At 67.9% G+C, this 19096-nt stretch carries 14 protein-coding genes; 8 read left to right on the top strand and 6 right to left on the bottom strand.

Going from position 1 to position 19096, the window contains the following annotated elements; genetic code table 11:
• Positions 1-408 precede the first annotated feature (408 nt).
• Genes KY661_RS11985 through KY661_RS11965 form a run of 5 tightly spaced genes read left to right on the top strand, consistent with a single transcriptional unit; the run spans position 409 to position 5243 of the window.
• Complete coding sequence (locus KY661_RS11985; protein WP_225410338.1) at positions 409-1626, top strand: ABC transporter substrate-binding protein; 1218 nt, start codon at positions 409-411, stop codon at positions 1624-1626.
• On the top strand, positions 1626-2546 hold the full coding sequence (locus KY661_RS11980; protein ID WP_225410337.1) for a branched-chain amino acid ABC transporter permease: 921 nt from the start codon (positions 1626-1628) through the stop codon (positions 2544-2546). The genes KY661_RS11985 and KY661_RS11980 overlap by 1 nt, the downstream gene beginning before the upstream one ends.
• A gap of 5 nt (positions 2547-2551) precedes the next feature.
• Positions 2552-3613, top strand: a complete 1062-nt coding sequence (locus tag KY661_RS11975; RefSeq protein WP_225410336.1) for a branched-chain amino acid ABC transporter permease — start codon at positions 2552-2554, stop codon at positions 3611-3613.
• Complete coding sequence (locus KY661_RS11970; RefSeq protein WP_225410335.1) at positions 3610-4494, top strand: ABC transporter ATP-binding protein; 885 nt, start codon at positions 3610-3612, stop codon at positions 4492-4494. Before KY661_RS11975 ends, KY661_RS11970 begins: the two co-directional genes overlap by 4 nt.
• The gene (locus tag KY661_RS11965) at positions 4491-5243 is read left to right on the top strand and encodes an ABC transporter ATP-binding protein (protein WP_075006401.1); all 753 of its coding nucleotides are present in this window, start codon (positions 4491-4493) and stop codon (positions 5241-5243) included. The genes KY661_RS11970 and KY661_RS11965 overlap by 4 nt, the downstream gene beginning before the upstream one ends.
• Before the next feature lie 46 nt (positions 5244-5289).
• Here KY661_RS11965 and KY661_RS11960 read toward each other — a convergent pair whose 3' ends face one another.
• Positions 5290-6357: a hypothetical protein gene (locus KY661_RS11960; RefSeq protein WP_225410334.1), complete on the bottom strand. Its 1068-nt coding sequence runs from the start codon at positions 6355-6357 to the stop codon at positions 5290-5292.
• 122 nt (positions 6358-6479) lie between these two features.
• Between KY661_RS11960 and KY661_RS11955 the strand changes: the two genes are divergently transcribed.
• The 3 genes from KY661_RS11955 (at position 6480) to KY661_RS11945 (ending at position 11425) form a co-directional block, all read left to right on the top strand.
• Positions 6480-8630: a hypothetical protein gene (locus tag KY661_RS11955; protein WP_225410333.1), complete on the top strand. Its 2151-nt coding sequence runs from the start codon at positions 6480-6482 to the stop codon at positions 8628-8630.
• Positions 8631-8770: 140 nt separating this feature from the next.
• A complete protein-coding gene (locus KY661_RS11950; protein WP_225410332.1) occupies positions 8771-9496 on the top strand; it encodes a hypothetical protein in 726 nt (241 codons plus the stop codon).
• A 144-nt stretch (positions 9497-9640) separates the two neighbouring features.
• Positions 9641-11425 carry a hypothetical protein gene (locus KY661_RS11945; RefSeq protein ID WP_225410331.1) on the top strand — a complete coding sequence of 595 codons (1785 nt, stop codon included), beginning with the start codon at positions 9641-9643 and terminating at the stop codon, positions 11423-11425.
• A 4-nt stretch (positions 11426-11429) separates the two neighbouring features.
• On the opposite strand, the gene thpR is transcribed toward KY661_RS11945, so the two are convergent.
• From thpR to KY661_RS11920, 5 genes are all read right to left on the bottom strand, one after another.
• The gene (thpR, locus tag KY661_RS11940) at positions 11430-11984 is read right to left on the bottom strand and encodes an RNA 2',3'-cyclic phosphodiesterase (RefSeq protein WP_225410330.1); all 555 of its coding nucleotides are present in this window, start codon (positions 11982-11984) and stop codon (positions 11430-11432) included.
• A gap of 25 nt (positions 11985-12009) precedes the next feature.
• Complete coding sequence (gene proS / locus KY661_RS11935) at positions 12010-13443, bottom strand: proline--tRNA ligase (RefSeq protein ID WP_075006395.1); 1434 nt, start codon at positions 13441-13443, stop codon at positions 12010-12012.
• A gap of 144 nt (positions 13444-13587) precedes the next feature.
• The gene (locus KY661_RS11930; RefSeq protein ID WP_225410329.1) at positions 13588-14082 is read right to left on the bottom strand and encodes a hypothetical protein; all 495 of its coding nucleotides are present in this window, start codon (positions 14080-14082) and stop codon (positions 13588-13590) included.
• On the bottom strand, positions 14079-18524 hold the full coding sequence (locus KY661_RS11925) for a pilus assembly protein (RefSeq protein ID WP_225410328.1): 4446 nt from the start codon (positions 18522-18524) through the stop codon (positions 14079-14081). The genes KY661_RS11930 and KY661_RS11925 overlap by 4 nt, the downstream gene beginning before the upstream one ends.
• Positions 18525-18547: 23 nt before the next feature.
• Complete coding sequence (locus KY661_RS11920; protein ID WP_225410327.1) at positions 18548-19096, bottom strand: hypothetical protein; 549 nt, start codon at positions 19094-19096, stop codon at positions 18548-18550.

The raw sequence follows: 19096 nt of genomic DNA, 5'->3' as shown, positions 1-19096 counted from the left end.
AGCCCATGAAGAGCAGGCAAGGCAGCGGAGCTCAAGGCAGCTGGGGGCGGGTGCTGCTCGGGAGCACGGCAGGCCTGTTGGGGGCGCTGGTGGGGCGGAAGTTGGCCCGGCGCCAGGCCCTTCCGCCTTCCGAAACGCCGCAACCGCTCACCGCCGCACCGCTCCAGAACGAGGAAACCCTGCAAGGAGCGGCACCCCTGGACGCCCCCCGGAGCTGGGTGGTTCGTCGGGGACCCAACGGCCGCGAGCGCTACGAATTCATTGGGTGGGAGGCGGCCGCGTCCTCCCTGTGAGTTCCCGGCCTGCCCGGGGAGGGAGAAAAGAGCGGCAGGGGCATGGCTGCACGCTTGACCCACCTGGCAGGCTCTCCTAGAAGAGCGGAGCTTCTGACGCCGATGGGAGATCCGCATGCGACGTCTCGCCCCGCTGCTGCTCGCTGGTTTTGCTCTGATGGGAACCGGCTGTGAGAAGAAGTCCCAGCCTTCGCCAACCGAAACACCCCCTGCGGCCGCGCAGGGGCAAGGGCAAGGAGGGGATGCCCCGGGCACTCCCACGCCCCCGGCCAACTCGGGCACGCTGCTGCTAGGCGTCGCCACCGCCCTGACGGGCGGGCAGGCCACCTTCGGCATCTCCACGCGCAATGGCATTGAAATGGCCATCCGCGAGGCCAACGCCGCCGGAGGTGTGAAGGGCCAGAAGCTGGCGGTGAAGGTGTACGACGACCAGGGCAAGCCCGAAGAGGCCGCCCAGGCCGTCACCCGCCTCATCACCCAGGACAAGGTGGTGGTCATCCTGGGCGACGTGGCGTCGTCGAACTCGCTGGCCATGGCGGAGAAGGTCCAGCCGGCCGGGGTGCCGATGATCAGCCCCGCCTCCACCAACCCGGCGGTGACCGAGAAGGGCGACTACATCTTCCGGGTCTGCTTCATCGACCCGTTCCAGGGCTTCGTGATGGCGAAGTTCGCCCGGGACACCCTGAAGGCCGCCAACGTGGCGGTGCTGCAGGACAACAAGAGCGCCTACTCCATCGGCCTCACGGAAGTGTTCACGCGCAAGTTCACCGAGATGGGCGGCAAAATCACCACCACGGAGAGCTTCAGCCAGGGCGACACGGACTACCGCGCGCAGCTGACCGCCATCAAGAAGACGCAGCCGGACGCCATCTACGTGCCGGGGTACTACAGCGAGGTGGGCATCATCGCCCGCCAGGCGCGCGAGCTGGGGCTGAAGGCGCCGATGCTGGGCGGCGACGGCTGGGACTCCGAGAAGCTCTTCGAGCTGGGCGGCACCGCCATCCAGGGCAGCTACTTCTCCAACCACTACTCGCCGGACAACAACGATCCGCGCGTGCAGAAGTTCGTGGCGGAGTACAAGGCGGCCTACGGCGGGGTGCCGGACGCGCTGGCGGCGCTGGGGTATGACGCGGCCAACGTGGCCATCGACGCGCTCAAGCGGGCCCCGGACACCTCCGGCAAGGCGGTGCGCGATGCCATCGCCGCGACGAAGGACTTCCCGGGCGTGGCGGGCACCATCACCTTGGACGAGAAGCGCAACGCGGTGAAGTCCGCGGTTGTGCTCAAGGTGGGGGACGGCAAGGCGGAGTTCGTGACCACCGTCAATCCCTAATGGCGCAGCTCCTTCAGCACCTCATCAACGGACTGGCCGCCGGCACCATCTACGCGCTCGTCGCGCTCGGCTACACGATGGTGTACGGCGTCCTGAAGCTCATCAACTTCGCCCATGGCGATGTGATGATGGTGGGCGTCTACATGGGCTACGGCACGGCGTTCGCGCTGGGCCGTCAGGCGCAGAAGTCGTTCCTGGGCGTGGTGCTCATCTTCCTGGTGGCCATGGCGGGCTGTGCGCTGATGGGCTTCCTCATCGAGCGCTTCGCCTACCGGCCGCTGCGCGAGAAGCCCCGGCTCACGTCGCTCATCACCGCCATCGGCATTTCGTTCGCGCTCTCGTACGGCTTCCAGCTGGACATCGGCTTCCTGCCGGGCGCGGCGCCCCGGGCGTTTCCGGAAATCATCCAGCCCAACGAGTGGCTCATCATTGGTGACCGGGACGTGGTGGTGTGGAACTGGCAGGTCATGTCCCTGCTCATCGCGGTGGGGCTGATGGTGAGCCTGCAGTTCCTGGTCTTCAAGACGCGCTTCGGGCGGGCCATGCGCGCGGTGTCGTATGACCACCGCGTGGCGGCGCTGATGGGCATCCCTACCGACCGCGTTATCGCGGTGACGTTCATGATTGGCAGCGGGCTGGCCGCGGGCGCGGGCCTGCTCTACGCCATCAAGGACACCTCGGTGAACCCGCTGATGGGGCTGTTCGTGGGGCTCAAGGCCTTCGTGGCGGCGGTGATTGGCGGCATTGGCCACGTGCCGGGCGCGGTGGTGGGTGCGCTGATGCTGGGCCTGGTGGAGGAGTTCGTGGTGGGCTACGTGGCCAGCACGTGGCGCGACGCGGTGGCCTTCGGCATCCTCATCCTCGTGTTGCTCGTGCGTCCCGGGGGCCTCTTCGGCCGGGTCGCGGCGGAGAAGGTGTAGCGCGCATGGAAAGCTCGTCTGTCCCGGGGACGGTTCCGGGCGTGCCCGTGGCGCTCCGGGGAATCCTCCCGGTGCTGGTGGCGGTGCCGGTGTTGCTGGCGCTGGAGTGGCTGCTGAGCGGCTCGCCGTTCGCGCAGCAGCTCACCTACCGCGTGGGCGTCAACATCGTGCTGGCGGTGAGCCTCAACATCGTCAACGGCATGACGGGGCAGTTCTCCATCGGCCACGCGGGCTTCATGGCGGTGGGGGCGTACGTCTCCTCGGTGCTGTCGCTGAACCTGAAGGAAGTGGCGATCTCGTTCCTGCCCGTGGCGGTGAGCGACCAGCTCTTCTTCATCGCCGCGCTCTTGGTGGGCGGCATTGCGGCGGCGCTGTGTGGCTTCCTGGTGGGGCTGCCCTCGCTGCGCCTGCGCGGGGACTACCTGGCCATCGTCACGCTGGGCTTTGGGGAAATCATCCGCGTCTTCGTGCAGAACACCCCGCTGTTCGGCCGGGCGCTGGGCCTGTCGGGCATTCCGCCTGCCACCAGCGTGATGATGGTGGGCTTCTGGGTGTTCCTCACGGTGCTGGTGGCGCGGCGCATCGCCGGCTCCAGCCATGGCCGCAGCCTGTGGGCCATCCGCGAGGACGAGGTGGCCGCCGAGGCCATGGGCGTGAACACCACGGGCTACAAGGTTCGCGCCTTCGTCATCTCCTCGTTCTTCGCGGGGGTGGCCGGCGGGCTGTTCGCCCACTTCGTGCAGGTCATCAACCCGAACTCCTTCACCTTCGTGCAGTCGATGGAAATCGTCGTCATGGTGGTGCTGGGCGGGCTGGGCTCCACCACGGGCGCCATCGTGGCGGCGGTGTTCCTCACGCTGCTGCCCGAGGGGATGCGCTCCGTGCTGCCGATGTTCACGGACGAGGGCAGCTCGCTGTCCTCGCGCGTGGATCAGATCCGCATGCCGCTGTATGGCCTGCTGCTGGTGGCGCTGATGCTGCTGCGCCCGCAGGGGCTGTTCGGGACGAAGGAGCTGTGGGAGGTGCTGCCGCGGTGGCTGCCCCGGCGGAGAAAGGGGCTCGCGTGAGCGCCGCGCTGCAGACGGCACCGGAGCAGGCTGGCCCGGCGCTGCTCGAGACCGACGGGGTGAGCATCCAGTTCGGGGGCCTGCGGGCCCTGACGGACTTCCGGATGTCCATCCGCAAGGGAGACCTGCAGGGGCTCATCGGTCCCAACGGGGCGGGGAAGACGACCGCGTTCAACGTGCTGACAGGCGTGTACCGGCCCACGCAGGGTCAGGTGCGCGTGGTGGGGCAGACGGTGAACGGGTGGCTGCCGCACCAGATCAACCACATGGGGCTGGCGCGCACCTTCCAGAACATCCGCCTGTTCCGGTCGCTGACCGCGCTGGACAACGTGAAGGTGGCGTGCCGGGCGCAGGGGGCGCTGAACCCGGAGGGCGTGGGGCTGGGGACGAAGATGCGCGCGGCCCTGCGCAACTACCGCGACTGGTGGCGGGCGATGCTGCTCACCCCGGGCTTCCTGGCCGAGGAGCAGGACCTGACCCGGCAGGCCGAGCACCTGCTGGAGGTGATGGGGTTGTCGCACCGCCGGAACGAAGAGGCGCGCAACCTGCCCTACGGCGAGCAGCGGCGGCTGGAGATCGCCCGCGCGCTGGGCACGCGGCCCAAGGTGCTGCTCTTGGATGAGCCCGCCGCGGGCATGAACACCCGCGAGAAGGCGGACCTGATGGTGCTCATCCGCAAGCTCCGGGATGAGTTCTCGCTGGGCATCCTGGTCATCGAGCACGACATGAAGCTGGTGATGGGCATCTGCGAGAAGATCACCGTGCTGGACCACGGGGAGACGATTGCCCGCGGGGCGCCCGAGCAGGTGCGCAGCGACCGGAAGGTCATCGAGGCGTACCTGGGGGACAACTACCTGGAGACGCACGGAGGGTCGGCGTGAGCGAGGCGGTGAAGACGCTGGGCACGCGCGAGAGCCGCCCGCCCCTGCTGACGGTGGAGGGAATCAAGGTCCACTACGGGGCCATTCAGGCGCTCCGGGGCGTGTCGTTGACGGTGGGCAAGGGCGAGGTGGTGGCGCTCATCGGGGCCAACGGCGCGGGCAAGACGAGCACGCTGCGCGCGGTGAGCGGGATGCTCAAGCCGAGCGCGGGGCGCATCCACTTCGTGGGCCAGGACACCACGGGGATGAAGGCGCACCTGCTGGTGCCCCGGGGCATGGCGCACGCGCCGGAAGGGCGCGGCATCTTCCCGAACCTCACGGTGCAGGAGAACCTGGACCTGGGCGCGTACCTGCGCCGGGACACGGCCGGCATCGCGGCGGACCAGGAGAAGAGCTTCGGGCTGTTCCCGGTGCTCAAGGCCCGGCGCAAGCAGCTCGCGGGAACGCTCTCGGGTGGCGAGCAGCAGATGCTGGCCATTGCCCGGGCGCTGCTGAGCAAGCCGCAGCTGCTCTTGTTGGACGAGCCGTCGCTGGGGCTGGCGCCCCAGGTGACGGAGACCATCTTCCGCACCCTGCGGGAGGTGAACACCACGGGCATGAGCATCCTGCTGGTGGAGCAGAATGCGCACCTGGCGCTGAACATGGCGCACTACGGCTACGTGCTGGAGACGGGCGAGGTGGTGATGGCGGGGCCGGGTAAGGCGCTGCTGGAGAGCCCCGAGGTCCGTAAGGCGTACCTGGGCGAGTAGGCCCGGGCGCCGCCCACGCGGCGCCGGGTCCCCCCAGGGCTTCACCTCACGGCAGGACGACGAGCAGGCCCACCTGGCCGGGACCCGCGAGGACCCGGGCCGAGCCTGCCGCCGGGGGAGACTTCTTGTCCTTGAGGGCGGTGTCGACGCCGAAGAGGGCGCCGCCCGCGGCCAGCAGGGCACCGCCGGCAATCATGAGCACCTTGCCGTTCTTGCGCTGGGACTGGCCGTCCTCACGGAGCTGAATCAGCCCGGGAAGCTCACTGGCGGTGGGGAGCGAATCGCCCGCGAAGGCGCTGTTGAAGTCCTTGGCCTTGGAGTCGGCGCCGAGCAGGAAGACGGTGGCGACGCCCAGGCCCACGACGCCCACGCCGCCCGCAGCGATGCCCACGGGCGTCATCCACGTGCGTCCCCGGGGACGCGGCGGGGGAGGGGGCTCGGCCTTCAGGGGCGGCACGGCCGGGGTGGGCTGCGCCACGGCGGGCGGAAGATCCGGCTCGATGGGACGGTCGGTGAGCGACTGGGGGATGAACTCCGGGGTGGGCGGCCGGGTCGTCTCGAGCTGATCCAGGAGCTGGGAGACCGCCGAGCGGACGAGCTCGGGCTCGGGGGGAACGGGAGACGAGAGGATCAGCTCCTTGAGCTTCTCCTCGACGAGCTTGCCGGAGGCGTCCACGGCGCGCCCGGTGATGCGGGTGCCCTTGAGCGCCCCGCGGACGTAGGTGAAGTGGATGCTCAGGTAGAGGGAGCGGGCGGCCTGGGTGGTGGCGGCGAGGCGGCCCAGGCAGGCGTCACGCTCCTTGGGGGTGCGCTTGGTGGCACAGGAGACGGGGACCTCCTTGCGCTGCCTGCCCTTCTTGGGCGCGTCCTTCGGCTTCTCCGCGTCGAAGAAGGCGTTGACGTCCGTGGAGGAGACGAAGTCGATGTTGTCGCGGACGGCGGCGGTGACACAGGCGAGCTGAAGGTCCGGCGCGGAGGCTTTCTTGTTGCCGGTGATGACGCAGGGGTGGAGGGCGATGCGCTCTCGCTCGGCAGCCTGGGCCCCCGCCATGGGGAACAGGAGCGCAGCGGCGAGGGCGAGCAGGAAGCCGTGGGAAGAGAGACGGTTCAGCATGAATGCCCTCGTGTCGGGCGCGAGAAAGAGGAGGGGTTGAGGCAGTGTCTCAACCTTTCGTGAACAGGGGGCCCATGGTATCCACCGCCGGTGGGCCGTCAAAAGGTTTGGGGAGATCCGTGATGTGGCGAAAACTCCTGGGCACCGCGTTTCTGATGGGGGCGCTGGCCGCGTGCACCGAGTTCGAGGGCAAGACATGTGTCGCGGATGAAGACTGCAGCCCCAACGGAGTGTGCGAGGCAATTGGCGGCGAAAGCTTCTGCCGTCAGAAGCCGGACATCGTGGACCCCAGCGAGTGCCCGAATGCGTGCCTCGCGTATGAAGTGTGCACGACGGAGGGCTGCAAGCCGCGCTTCTCGGCGGTGAAGATCCGCGAGCCCGCCAACGGTGCGTCGCTGAATGGCGGGACGATTCCCATCGTCGCGGAGTTGACCGAGCAGTACGCCACGGAGGCGGAGTGGCCCGTGCTCGTCTTCACCGCCAAGCGGGGCGATGGCAGCCCGGCGGGCTCGATTCCCACCCCCGAGCGCAACGGCAACACGTACACGGCGCTGTGGACGGTGCCCAACCTGGATGAGCAGGTAACAGTGACGGCGGCCTACGCCGAAGCGAACCTGCGGGACACGGTGACCGTCGATGTCGACACCGTGCCTCCCACGCTCTCCATTGCCTTCTCCAACCCGCCCCCCCGTTCCCCCGGAAGCGCGGGCGTGCAAGCCGAGCAGAAGGACCCGCAGGCAGAATATGTGGGCGCGTTTCGCAGGGATGAGACCGTGACGGTGACGGTTTCCTCCTCCGATGACACGGTGACGCAGGCCCAATTGACGGTGACAGGAATTGGGGCGGGAGGAGGTCCTGGCCGCGTCGAAGCCCCTGTCACGGTCGACTTGCAAAGGAGAACTTCGTGCCCAGGGGGCCAGCCTGTCTGTGGCGAGAAGACCGTGGACTTGTCCGCTCCGGAGATGAGTGGCTTCCGAGGGTCTATGCTCTTCCGGGCGAGGGGCCAGGACCGTGCTGGCAACGAGGGACAGACTGCGGAAGTGCCGCTCCGGGTGACGCGCTGGAAGTGGGCGTTCGATGCCGCAGGCAGAATTGAGGCGACTCCCGCCGTCGGCCACCAGGGCGCTATCTACTTTGGGACGAGCACAGGCGCTCAGACAGGTAAAGTGTTTGGTGTTGATGGCGCAGGCGCCAAGAAATGGACTGTCGATGCAGGAGATGTGATTGGCAGCCCTGCTGTCGGGGACGTCACCAACAACGATGAGTACGTGTATGTCTCTGCAAAGGGCCAAGGGGGTCCTGTGCTGTATGCTCTGAAGGGAAGTGGTGGGGAAAAGGCCAATTGTCCCCGTGCCGCGAGCTTTGAGGGGCCGTCCGCGATCGCGGTGGGGAAGGTGGGGGGGCTCGAAACGGCTGTCACCATCTACAACAGTACCGCTCAGGCGAGCATTGCGCGTATCAGGCCGGATGCTGCCAGTGGCGCTGAATGTTTGGACTTCGCGGCCTCCAGCATCCCTCGTGGCATCTCAGGGGCTGTGGTGATGAAGGACCAAAACATTTTTTACGGAACAAACGATGGCGCGGTGACCAGTTACGACCTGTCGGCTGAAGCCAAGCGGACGGGGTGGCCGCAAAGCTTCTCGATCGCGGTTCCTGGATTGGCGATTGTGGGTGAGCAGGTTCTTGCGAGCGCGGGAACTGCGGGCGCCGCTACTCTGGGCGGTCTTTCTAAAATCTCCGTGGAGGGTGGAACTGCTGCGCCCCTTTATCCAGTGACAGGCTCCGCGCGTGTCTTCAATTTCTCGGTTGGCAGTGGAGAGACTGCGTATTTTGGCGCGGAGCACACCGTCAGCCAGGACCTCTACGCTCTGCCGCTGGCGCCTGGGGCTTCCGCAGCAATGCTGGCCTCGGGGGTCGGCACGTTGAGGGGGGCTCCCGTCATGGGCCGCGGTGGGAATTTCTACACCGTGAACACGGCTGGAAATGTGAGGGCGTGGGCCTCCAATGTGCCGACTGCGGTGTGGCAGGTCGATCTGGCTCAGGGGGCCGGTGAGGCGACGAACATCTCGCCGACCCTCGATTGTCTCCGCGAGCCCTCGGGTCAGGCCGTGGTGAACGCCCGCTTGGGCGTCCTGTACGTGACGGCAGCGACCAAGGTCCATGCATTCATCGTCGACAGCCCGGGCCTGGACCCCGACGCGCCCTGGCCCAAGTACCAGCACGACGCGCGCAACACCGGCAACCCGGCCACCCCCATCACCCGCTGCCCTTGAGCGGCGGGGACCGTTGAGCGCACGACACATCTTCGTGTCGAAAGGGGAAACAGCGCGTCAAGAAGCCGGGTAGTCTCCTGCCCTCGTCTTGTCGTCGGGTCCTTCGGGACCCTTTCCCCTCCTTTTCCAAGGAAGCGTACATGCGCCTGAAGTCCCGCCTCCTCGCCGCCTTCGCCGTCCTCTCGCTGGTTGCCGTCGCCTGTGCGACCGGCCAGCAGAAAGCAGCGCCTGTCCAGGCGGGAGGCTCCTCCACCGTCGAGGAGCTGCCCGAGGAGAACGCCTCCGCAGCCGCTACCCCGGCCCCGGCCCCTCAGATCCAGACCGTGGGAGGCCCGGACAAGGGCTTCACCGTGCAGATGCCGGGCTCGCCCCAGTCCACCAGCAACAAGATCACCATCCCCTCGGGCGACATCCTCATCGAGACCCTGAGCAGCGAGATCGACGGCATCACCTACTCCCTGCTCACCTATGAGTACCCGGTGAAGTTCGTGGCGGCCCGCTCCCCCGAGGCCCTGCTCAACAGCGATGGCCGGGACGCGCTCATCAACCAGGTCAAGGGCACGCTCAAGAGCGAGGAGCCCATCACCCTGGATGGCTACCCGGGCAAGGCCTTCGTCATGGGCTCGGACCGCGGCGACGTGCGCGTGCGCACCTACCTCGTCGGGCCGCGCCTCTACACCCTGCTGGGCGTCTACAACCCCGGCATCCCCTCGCCCAGCGTGGACGCGTTCCTCCAGTCCTTCACCCTCATCAACCCCCCGCCGAAGATCGAACGCGCCACCCGCGCGGGCGCCGCGGACGCGGGCACGCCGGATGCCGGTACCCCGGCCGACGCGGGCGTTCCCGCGAATGACGCAGGCCGCTAAACGCGGTACCCCCTCCTGCCCTCGGGTAGGAGGCTGTCGTCATGTAGCCGACCTTTCGGCACGCTGAACGACAGCGTCTCTGTTGTCCGTCTCGCTCCTCCATTCCTAGTTTCCTTCCGAAGGACAAGGGGAGGGGACACGGGAATGGTTGGAACGGCCACGGCGCTGCTCGCGACGGTATTGCTCGCGAGCGGGACGCCCTTGATTTCAGTGGGTGCAGGCAACGCGTTGACCCTGCCGGCGCAGCGGCATGGGGTCCGTATTGACCTCGGAGCGGGACGGGAGCCGGTCTGGCTCCTGGCGCTCCAGCAGTCAGGGGTGGAGCGGCGGGGGCTCTCCCTGTTCCGCTCGGACAACGGGGCCCGGAGCTTCCGCTACATGGCCCCCATCCAGCCGGACACGAGCCACCATGACCGGGCGGAGCTGCTCGCGGTGGGCCGGGACGTGGCGGTGGTCTACTCGTACGAGTCCTCCTCGCTGGGCCCCTCCAGCCGGCACGACGTGTACTTCCAGTGGTGGCGCTACCAGTCCTCCTCGGACACGTGGACGCCCGAGCCCGCGGTGCGCGTCTTCGACTCGCCCAACGACAAGATTGCCTACTCGCGGGCCCTGCTCGCGCGGGACTCCCAGGGGCGGCTGTGGATTCAGGCGTTCCGGCTCGAGCAGAACGGCCGCTCCACCGCCGTCATCTCGGTCTCCACGAACAACGGCAGCAGCTTCCATGCCCAGCCTGAGCTCGACCAGGTGCGGCGGCGGGGCGGGGGGCGGCTGCTGAGCGTCGGCAACAAGCTCGTCTTCGTCTACGGCATGCATGACGGCTTCGAGCCCGCGCGCATGCGCATCCGCAAGGACAGCGATCCGCTGGACACCTGGGAGCCGGTGCGCGAGGCCTTCCCGGAGGGCATCTACCACGGCGCGGCGCTCAGCGCGGTGGCGGACGGGCAGGGCGGCATGCACTTCGTCTACAAGGACGAGTCCGAGCGCCTCTACTACCGGCGCTTCGACGGAAGCACCTTCGGGCCGCGCACCTTGCTGGAGGACTCGCGGGACTGGGCCATGCAGCCGGCCACCACGCGCGTGGGCAACACCCTGTACGTCTTCTACAACCGCCTGAAGTCCTCCACCTCCACCTATGAGCTGCGCGCCCGGGTGCTGCGGAACGGCACCTTCAGCGAGCCCGTGGTGCTGGACTCGCAGAAGACCTTCAAGGGCTACCTCAATGCGGTGGACGTGCTGCCCGTGGGCAGCACCGAGGTGCCCTGCTTCTTTGGCAACGCCGCCAATGCCAGCGCCCAGGGCACGGTGTCCCGCGTGGCGATGGCCGTCCAGGGCGGGGAGGAGGCCCCGCCGCCGGACGAGGAGGACCCTCCCTCCCCCGGGGCGCTGCTCTTCTCGGATGACTTCTCCTCGCCCGTCTCCCGGGGGCTCGGCTCCGCGTGGACGGTGAAGGGGCTGTGGTACGCGAAGAACGGGCGGGCCATCAGCGACCTGGATGGCGAGGACCTGGCGCTGGCGAGCCCCTCGGCCTGTGCGGACTGCCGGGTGGACGCGCTGGTGCAGCACTTCGCGGAGGACGAGGCCGGGGTGGTGCTGCGGGCGCAGGGCAACGCGCGCTACACCCTGCTGTTCCTCAAGAATGGCCGGCTCCAGGTGCGCCGGGAGGTGGGCAGCTCGGTGAAGGTGCTGGGCGAGGCCTCCAGCGGCCTGTCCTCCTCGTGGGATGCGGTGACGCTCTCGTTCTCCGCGCGGGGCTCGGGGCCGGTGGAGCTCGTGGCCTCCGTGAACGGGCAGGTGCGCCTCACGGTGGTGGACTCCAGCTCCTCGGCCCTCAAGGGGGCGGGCACCGCCGGGCTCATCACCCCCATCGCGGGGGTCTGGTTCGACGGCTTCCGGGTCCACGCGCTGGAGCCGGACACCGTCCAGCCCTGAGCGCTTAGCGGGCCCCCGCGAGGGGCAGCTCCAGGCGGGGAAGGTACCGCCCCGCCTTGCTCTCGAAGAGGGTGAAGTGCGCCACGCGCGCTTCGCCCCAGTGCGTGCCCTCCAGCGCCTGGACGCACGCGGCGAAGGCCGCGTCTCCCTGGGGCTCCTTGGCGCGCGCCAGGGTCAGGTGCGCGGTGTAGAGGCGCGTGTCCCGGGGAAAGCCCAGCGGCTCCAGCACGGCCGCCATGTCCCCCTGGAGCGCCTCCAGGGCGGCCGTCTCCCCGCCCACGCCCGCCCACAGCACCCGGGGCCTGCGGGAGGGGCCGAAGCTGCCGCCCCCCGCGATGGTGAGCGTGAGGGGCGGGTGCCGGAGGGCCACGGGGCGCAGTGCTTCCTCCAGCTCCGGCAGCCGGGCCTCTTCCACCTCGCCCAGGAACACCAGCGTGAGGTGGACGCCGTGTGGCTGCACCCAGCGCGCCCGGGGGGCCAGGGCGCGCAGCCGCTCCAGGTGGGCGGTGGCCTGCGCTTCGATGCCACTGCCCAAGGTCACTGCCGTGAAGAGGCGCATGGCACGGGGCTCCCGGCGAAGGGGCTCAGTAGGCCTTGGAGAAGACGATGCGGCCCGGCGAGGCGTCGCCACACACCACGCACTTGCCCGGCTCTTGCTTGAGGTCGAAGGGGCGGCAGCGCGTGGTGGCCGCCACGTCGTTCTTCACCTTCGTCTCGCACGCGGGCTTCTCGCACCAGTGCGCCAGCATGAAGCCGTCCTCGGAGCGCTTCGTCAGCTCCTCGTAGCTGTTCACCTCGAAGGTGTTCGCGTCCCGGAAGGCCTTGGCCTTGGCGAACATGTCCGTCTGCATGGCGTCCAGCATCGCCTTGGCCTTCTCCACCGCCTGCGCCAGCGGGACGAACTCCTTCTGCCGCACGTCGCGCCGCACCATCACGCACGAGTCCTTGGCCAGGTCCTTCGGCCCCAGCTCCACGCGCAGGCACGTGCCCACCACCTCGTGCTCGTTGTACTTGAAGCCCGGGCTCTTCGTGTCGTCGTCGTCCACGAGCACGCTCAGCCCCGCGCGGCGCAGGTCCGCGGCCACCGCGTGCGTCTTCTCCAGCACCTGCGTCTTCTCGGCGTCCGAGGCCTTGCCGGTGATGGGGATGAGCACCACGTGCGTGGGCGCCAGCCGGGGCGGCACCACGAGCCCCGCGTCATCCGAGTGCGTCATGATGAGGCCGCCGATGAGGCGCGTGGACACGCCCCAGGACGTCTGCCACACGTGGTGCTGCTTGCCGTCGCGCCCCTGGAACTGGGTGTCGAAGGCCTTGGCGAAGTTCTGCCCCAGGTTGTGGCTGGTGCCCGCCTGGAGCGCCTTCTTGTCCTGCATCATCGCCTCGATGCTGTAGGTGCGCAGCGCGCCGGCGAACCGCTCCGTCTCGCTCTTGCGCCCGGTGAGCACCGGCATCGCCATGTAGTCCTCGGCGAACGTGCGGTACACCTCCAGCATCTGGAGGGTCTCCTTCTCCGCGTCGGCCTCCGTCTCGTGGCAGGTGTGCCCCTCCTGCCAGAGGAACTCGGTGGTGCGCAGGAACAGCCGCGTGCGCATCTCCCAGCGCATGACGTTGGCCCACTGGTTGATGAGCAGGGGCAAGTCCCGGTAGCTCTGGATCCACTTGGCGAAGCTGCGGTTGATGATGGTCTCACTGGTGGGCCGGATGACGAGCGGCTCCTCCAGCTTGGCCCCACCCGCGTGCGTCACCACGGCGAGCTGGGGGTTGAAGCCCTCCACGTGCTCGGCTTCCTTCTTCAGGTAGCTCTCGGGGATGAGCAGCGGGAAGTAGGCGTTCTTGTGGCCGAGATCCTTGAACATCTTGTCGAGGATCCGCTGCATGTTCTCCCACAGCGCGTAGCCGTTGGGCCGGATGACCATGCAGCCCTTCACGTCCGAATAGTCGGCGAGCTTCGCCTTCAGGACGAGGTCGACGTACCACTCGGAAAAACCCTTCTCGCGGGGCAGGAGCTTCTCGGCCATTGCTAGCAACCCTCTGGGTGGAGCAGTGAGGAGGGTTGCCTACGCCGGGGGCTGCCAGAAATCAACGGCCACGCGAGGGCGGCGGGCCTTCCCGGGCCGCCCCACGGCCAGGACACACGGCGTGGGGCGGGGCGGGGGAGGGCTTTAGAGCCCCTCGCGGGGCGGGGGGACGCTGTCACTCTCGACGATGAGGCCGTCGGTGATGCGCAAGAGCGTGCCTCCCCGGATGGTGAACTGGCGCTTGCCCAGCCGCTCGAAGCACTCCTCGGTCGGCTTGGGCTGGTAGACCTCCACATACAGCGCGCCGTGGCCGCCGGGCACGAGGATTTTCCGCTCCCCGCATCCCGCGAACAGCCGCATCACCTCATTGCGCTGCTGCCCCACCTGGAACGACTCGGGGGTCGCGGGCGGCGGCGCCTCCCCGGTGGGCGCGGGGGCCTCCGGGGGGGTGGGGTCCGCGGCTTCTTCGGCCTCGGGGGCCGCCTCCCCGCCGGGTGCCGGCGAGGAGGTGGGCGAAGGCGCGCCCGGGGGGGCTTCCGCGGAGGCGGGGGCCGGCTCCTTCGAGCAGGCCCCCCCCAGCAGGGCGCCCATGAGCGCGGCCAGGGTCCATGGGTTCAGTGTCCGGTGGGTCCGTGTCACGGGCTGTCGCAGTTCCTTCCTTCGTGGCGGCAGTCATGGGCCTTGCGGTCGAGTTCGATCTGGTAGAGCGCCTTGACGGCGGAGTCGCTCTTGGCCAGCTCTTGCGTCGGCACGCCCTGCTCGTCCGAGCCCTCGCGCTTGAGGCCCGCGGCGATCAGCGGCAGGTCCAGGCTGATCTGCCCGTTCACCATGGTGAGGCGCGTGGAGAACGAGGGAGGAACCGCGACGGTGGTGAACGTCTGGTAGCGCTTCCACTTGTTGTCCTCGAAGAAGCTCGAGGCGCAGTTGGCGCGGCCCGTGGCGAAGTCCGCCTGGTAGATGCGGGCCTTGTTGTCGCCGGTCGTGGAGCACACCGCGCCCGAGGCGCCGCTGGGCTCGAAGGAGCTCCAGAGCATGCACCCGTTGGCGAGCGTGCCGGTGTTGCCCGTGCGCTCGTTGGCCTGGGCGTACCGGATGAACCAGCCCGGCCCGGCCGCATCGGCCTCCGTGGTCCCATTCTCGAAACCCCCGTTGTCGAACTCGCTCACGTTCGTCAGGGAGGCCTGGGTGAGCATCATGGACGTCTCGAAGGTGTCCGCGGCGCTGTCGTCGTCCTCCGTCTCGCCATTGACCGGCAGCTTGTCGAAGCGGCGCGTCTGCCCGCCATAGCTGTGGAAGCCATAGTAGTACTGGGAGTAAGGCTGGCTGTCGTTCGGGAAATTGATCGTCACCCAGTTGTTGGTGGGCTGCGCGCAGGACCAGCTGCTGGTGCTGCCCGAGCACGCGTACTTGATGGAGCCGCTGCTGGTGTAGCCGCAGCTGCCGGCATAGCTCCAGCTCACCTGGGCCTCGACGCCACCGCAGGCGCCCACGGCCTCCTGCTTGGTGCTGTAGGTCTGCGCGGTGTCGAGCGCCTTGCCCTGGAAGGGCGCCGTGGAGTTCCAGGCCAGCGTGTTGCCACGCTTGATGGAGACGGTGTTGTTCACCGAGCAGCCCTGGACCGCGCAGGCGTGCGGGTTGGAGAGCCGGCAGACGGAGCCCCGGTCATAGAGGTTCTGGCTGTCGCTCGTGCCGATGAAGCTCCGCATGTAGCCCGTCCCCGGCTGAATGGCGTTGACGGCCATGGTGGTGAAGGGGGCCCGCACCTCCTCGTTGTTCGCGTTGCCCGAGTCGGGGGTGACGCGGAAGGTGCGCGCGGCGAACCAGTTGGAGATCTTCTTCGTGCTGGCGTCCCACTTGCCGGGCTTCCAGAAGCGGAAGACCCACATCTGGCCGCCGAAGTCGCCCACCGTGGCGGTGTCCATCAGCGTGTCGGCATCCTGGTAGGGCTTGATGGCCTCGCCGATGTCCTGCGTGGTGACGCCCGTGGCGAACGGATAGAGCAGGTGCTCGGAGCGCCGCTTGCCATCCCCGTGGAAGAAGCTCCACATCGTGTGGCCGCTGGCGATGTCCACCATGGCGATGCCGCGGCCACGGCTCATGAACGCGTCATACCCGCCGTTGAACAGCACCACCCAGCGCTCCCGGGCCTCCTGGTTGGCAATCATGGGGGGCTGCGCGGGCTGGGGCGAGGCGCCATCCGTGGAGTCGGCGAGGGCCGCCAGGGCGTTGTCCGTGGCGGGCTCCACGGCCACCGGGATGAGGGGGGGCGGCATCGGCGCGTAGTTGGTGAAGCTCTCGCCCAGCTGGAGCGACAGCTCGTCACACGGCTGCGGCCACATCCACAGGAAGACGCCAGGCTTCTGGAAGACCGTCGTCACCTTGTTGGGCTCGCTGTCGAAGTTCTCGGCCAGCAGGCTGGTGAGGTCCAGCGCGAAGCGGTGCACGCCGCCACGGCCCGAGCCCACCACCGCGACGGTGCGGTACTCGTCCCACTGCTTCTTGGCATCGCGCTCGGACACCTCCGTGCCCGAGCCGTCGATCCACACGTCACGCACCATCGGCGTGCCGTCGGTGAAGTAGCCGTGCTTGCCCAGGTTGGGGCGCATCTTGGGCAGCATGTCCGGGGGAACGAAGGCCCACAGCTCCTGGCCCGTGCCCGCGTCGTACGTGCCCATGCCCGTGTAGATGTCCTTGGATTCGAACGAGCCGTTGTGGAAGGCGTGAATCATGCCGCCGTTGGAGCCCACGAGGATGATCTTGTCACGCTCACCGCGCTCCTTGACGTACTTGTCGTACGCATCGCCGGTCAGCACGTCGTTGTAGCCCTGCTGGTTCTTCGCCCCGATGTTGCTGAACAGCGTCTGGGAGCACTGGGTCGAGAAGTTGCAGAAGAACTTGGAGATCGGCGGATCCACGCTCACGGGCGCCGAGTGGAAGATGTCCTGGAGGAAGAAGGGCCGGTCGTAGGGCTCGGTCTCTCCTGCGGGCAGCGGGGTGAAGATGTCCGCGCCCAGGTACCACTGGATGATGAGCTCGGCGCACTCCGTCGGCGTCAGGCTCGCACGGCCCAGCTGGGCCTTCAGGTCATCACACTCGTGCTCGTTCTGGCTGATGCCCAGGTATTCGCGCAGCTTGCCGGCGTTCGCGATGCTGAACTCCAGCGGGGTGTCCTTGCCGTCGATCTTCCCGTCGGGCGAATCCGGGTTGTCGATGATGGTGAACACCTTGCGGTCCTTCCAGCGGCGCATCTTGCGCTCCGGATCGTCCGCATCATTCTGCTTCACGGCCGGCTTGAGCACGGCGCCCGCCTCCCAGAAGGGCACGGCCCGGACCTTGGAGTCCGACAGCCTCACGAAGTCGCCCTGCTCGTTCTCGATGACGGAGTGCCCGTCCTTGTCGATGAGGTGCGTGTCATTGCAGTCCCCGTCGCCGTTGAGGTCCCCCGCGATGGGGGGCGAGCCTCCCGGCACGCAGCCGAGCACCTTCTCCGAGGCCAGGTTGAAGCGGTAGAGGTAGCCCTGCCAGGGCTGGGCCTTGTTGCGCGCGGGCTTGAACCGCGGAATGACGGTGGCGCCCGCGTCGCGCACCTGCAGGCTGTTGGAGGCCACGGCCGAGAAGGACGTGGAGCGCGTCTGCACGTTGTTGATGATGGACAGGAGCGCGGCCTTGAGCGCGTTGGCGTCCTCGGCGGTGTAATAGAGGCCGTTGCCCACCTCGGCGGTGTTCCGCAGCAGGTTGCTGTTGATGCCGAAGCCGACGGTGTAGATGTTGAGCGACTGATCGCCAAAGGTGTCCAGGCTCCCGACGACGGCCGGGGTGTTCTTCTGCAGGTCCCGGTTGGCCAGCAGCTTCGCCACGTCGTCGAGCATGTAGTTGGCGTCGTTGCTCGCGTCCGGGCACGGCGCGGAGGGCGGGCAGTTGACCTTGTCGCCATTGAGCTCGCGGATCTTCGCCACGACGGTGCCGCCCAGCGTGTCGTTGTTGGGCTCACCGTCGGTGATGAGGATGATGGACGAGCTCTGGCAGCCCCAGCACACCGTGCGGTTCTCGGAGGTCAACGCCTCGTTCTTGAAGTCCGCGGGGTAGGCGAAGCCCAGGGGGGACGAGTTCCCGAAGCCGAAGTCCGTCCTGTAGATGTCCTGGCTCGAGGTGAAGTAGTAGCCGGCGTTCAGCAGCGAGCGCGCCAGGGGCGTGGAGGTGTTGAAGGCAAGCGAGTTGATCCGCGCGATGTAGTCGGCGCGGTGGGAGGAGAAGGCCTCGGGGTTCGCGAGGATCTCATTGCAGGCGGGCTTCATCTTCTGCACGTTCGAGGACGTCGCGGTGAAGATGCTGATGCCCACGCGCACCCGGCGCAGGTCCTTGATGACCTGCTTGAGCACCGCCTTGGCGGTCACGTACTTGGGCGGGTTGAAGTTGAGGAAGCGCCCCCACAGGATGAAGTTCGTGTTCGCCTCGTCGTTCGAGGTGGTGTTGAACACCTTGAAGTAGCCCTTGGTGCTCAAGCACTGCAGGCACCGGGCGTACTGGGCCTGGCCCGGGGGCTTGTCCCAGGTGTTGCCGATCTGCTTCTGGCAGGCCTCCTCCTTGGAGGCCCACTGGGGGGTGGGGCTGGACGACGAGCCCCACACGCCCATCGCGTAGTACTTGGTGTCCTGGAAGAGGTTCATGAAGCCCGTGTCCGAGCCCAGGCCCGTGCCCGGATCCGGAACGGGGTACTGGAAGGAGGGGTTCCACTCGTGGCTGTCGGAGAAGGCATCCAGGGAGGGGTTCTGGCACCCGTTCGTGGTGGCGTCATAGAACGCCCTGTAGTTGCTGTTGTTGATCTGCGGCAGCTCGCGCATGGAGCCGGAGACGTCGATGATGAAGTGCAGGTTGGGCGGCGCGCCCTCGGCGCTGAAGAAGCGCTCGTCGCCGGAGGGATCATTGCCGCGCAGCACGTCCTGGATGAGCGATGTGGTGAGCTGGCAGCAGGCGGGCGTGTCGCTGGTGCCGCTGCCCAGTTGCGCGGAGGCAGCGCCTGCCACGCCGAGCAGGGCGAGGCCGGTGAGGAGATGGCGGAGTTTGGGGGTCCAGGAGTGCATAGGGGCTCCTTGCGATTCGAGGGCTAGAGGCCGACCTTGACGAGGAATTCGATTTCACGTTGGGAGCCGACTTCCCCAGCGTCCAAGAGTTCACTGCACAAGGCGGTGATGCGATAGGTCTCGGAATAGGCGGTCCGGCCGGGGGCATTGTCGATGCCCATGATCTGGGTCCGGTCCGCCAGGGCCCCAGCCCGAGTCTTGTTGATGTTCTCCACCGCGAGGATCTCGGTGCCGGGCGTGCCAGCATCGGAGACGGCATGGGTGGCCGAGCCGCTGAAGTGATCGGTGGAGATGCGGATGCCGATGTTCTTTTCCTTGTCGAGGATGATCTCGTCATCCATGCGCACGAACTCCACGCTCGCCGGGGCCAGGGGCCGCATCCGGGAGACGAAGAGGTTGCGGGCCGCCACCGCGCAGGTGGACATGGTGTCCGCCTGGGTCTGCACTTCCGCGGCGGCGCGCTCGGTGCCCGTGAAGGAGATGGCGCCCGCGACGAGCAGGGTGATGAGAACGACGACGATCATGGCGATGACGAGCACCATGCCGCGGGGAGAGTGTGAGAAGGATTTCAT

The organism is Allostigmatella hybrida (assembly GCF_020103775.1).
Lineage (GTDB): Bacteria > Myxococcota > Myxococcia > Myxococcales > Myxococcaceae > Hyalangium > Hyalangium aurantiaca.
The sequence above is the reverse complement of the archived record's forward strand: the minus strand, read 5'-3'. Positions and strand labels throughout refer to the sequence as shown.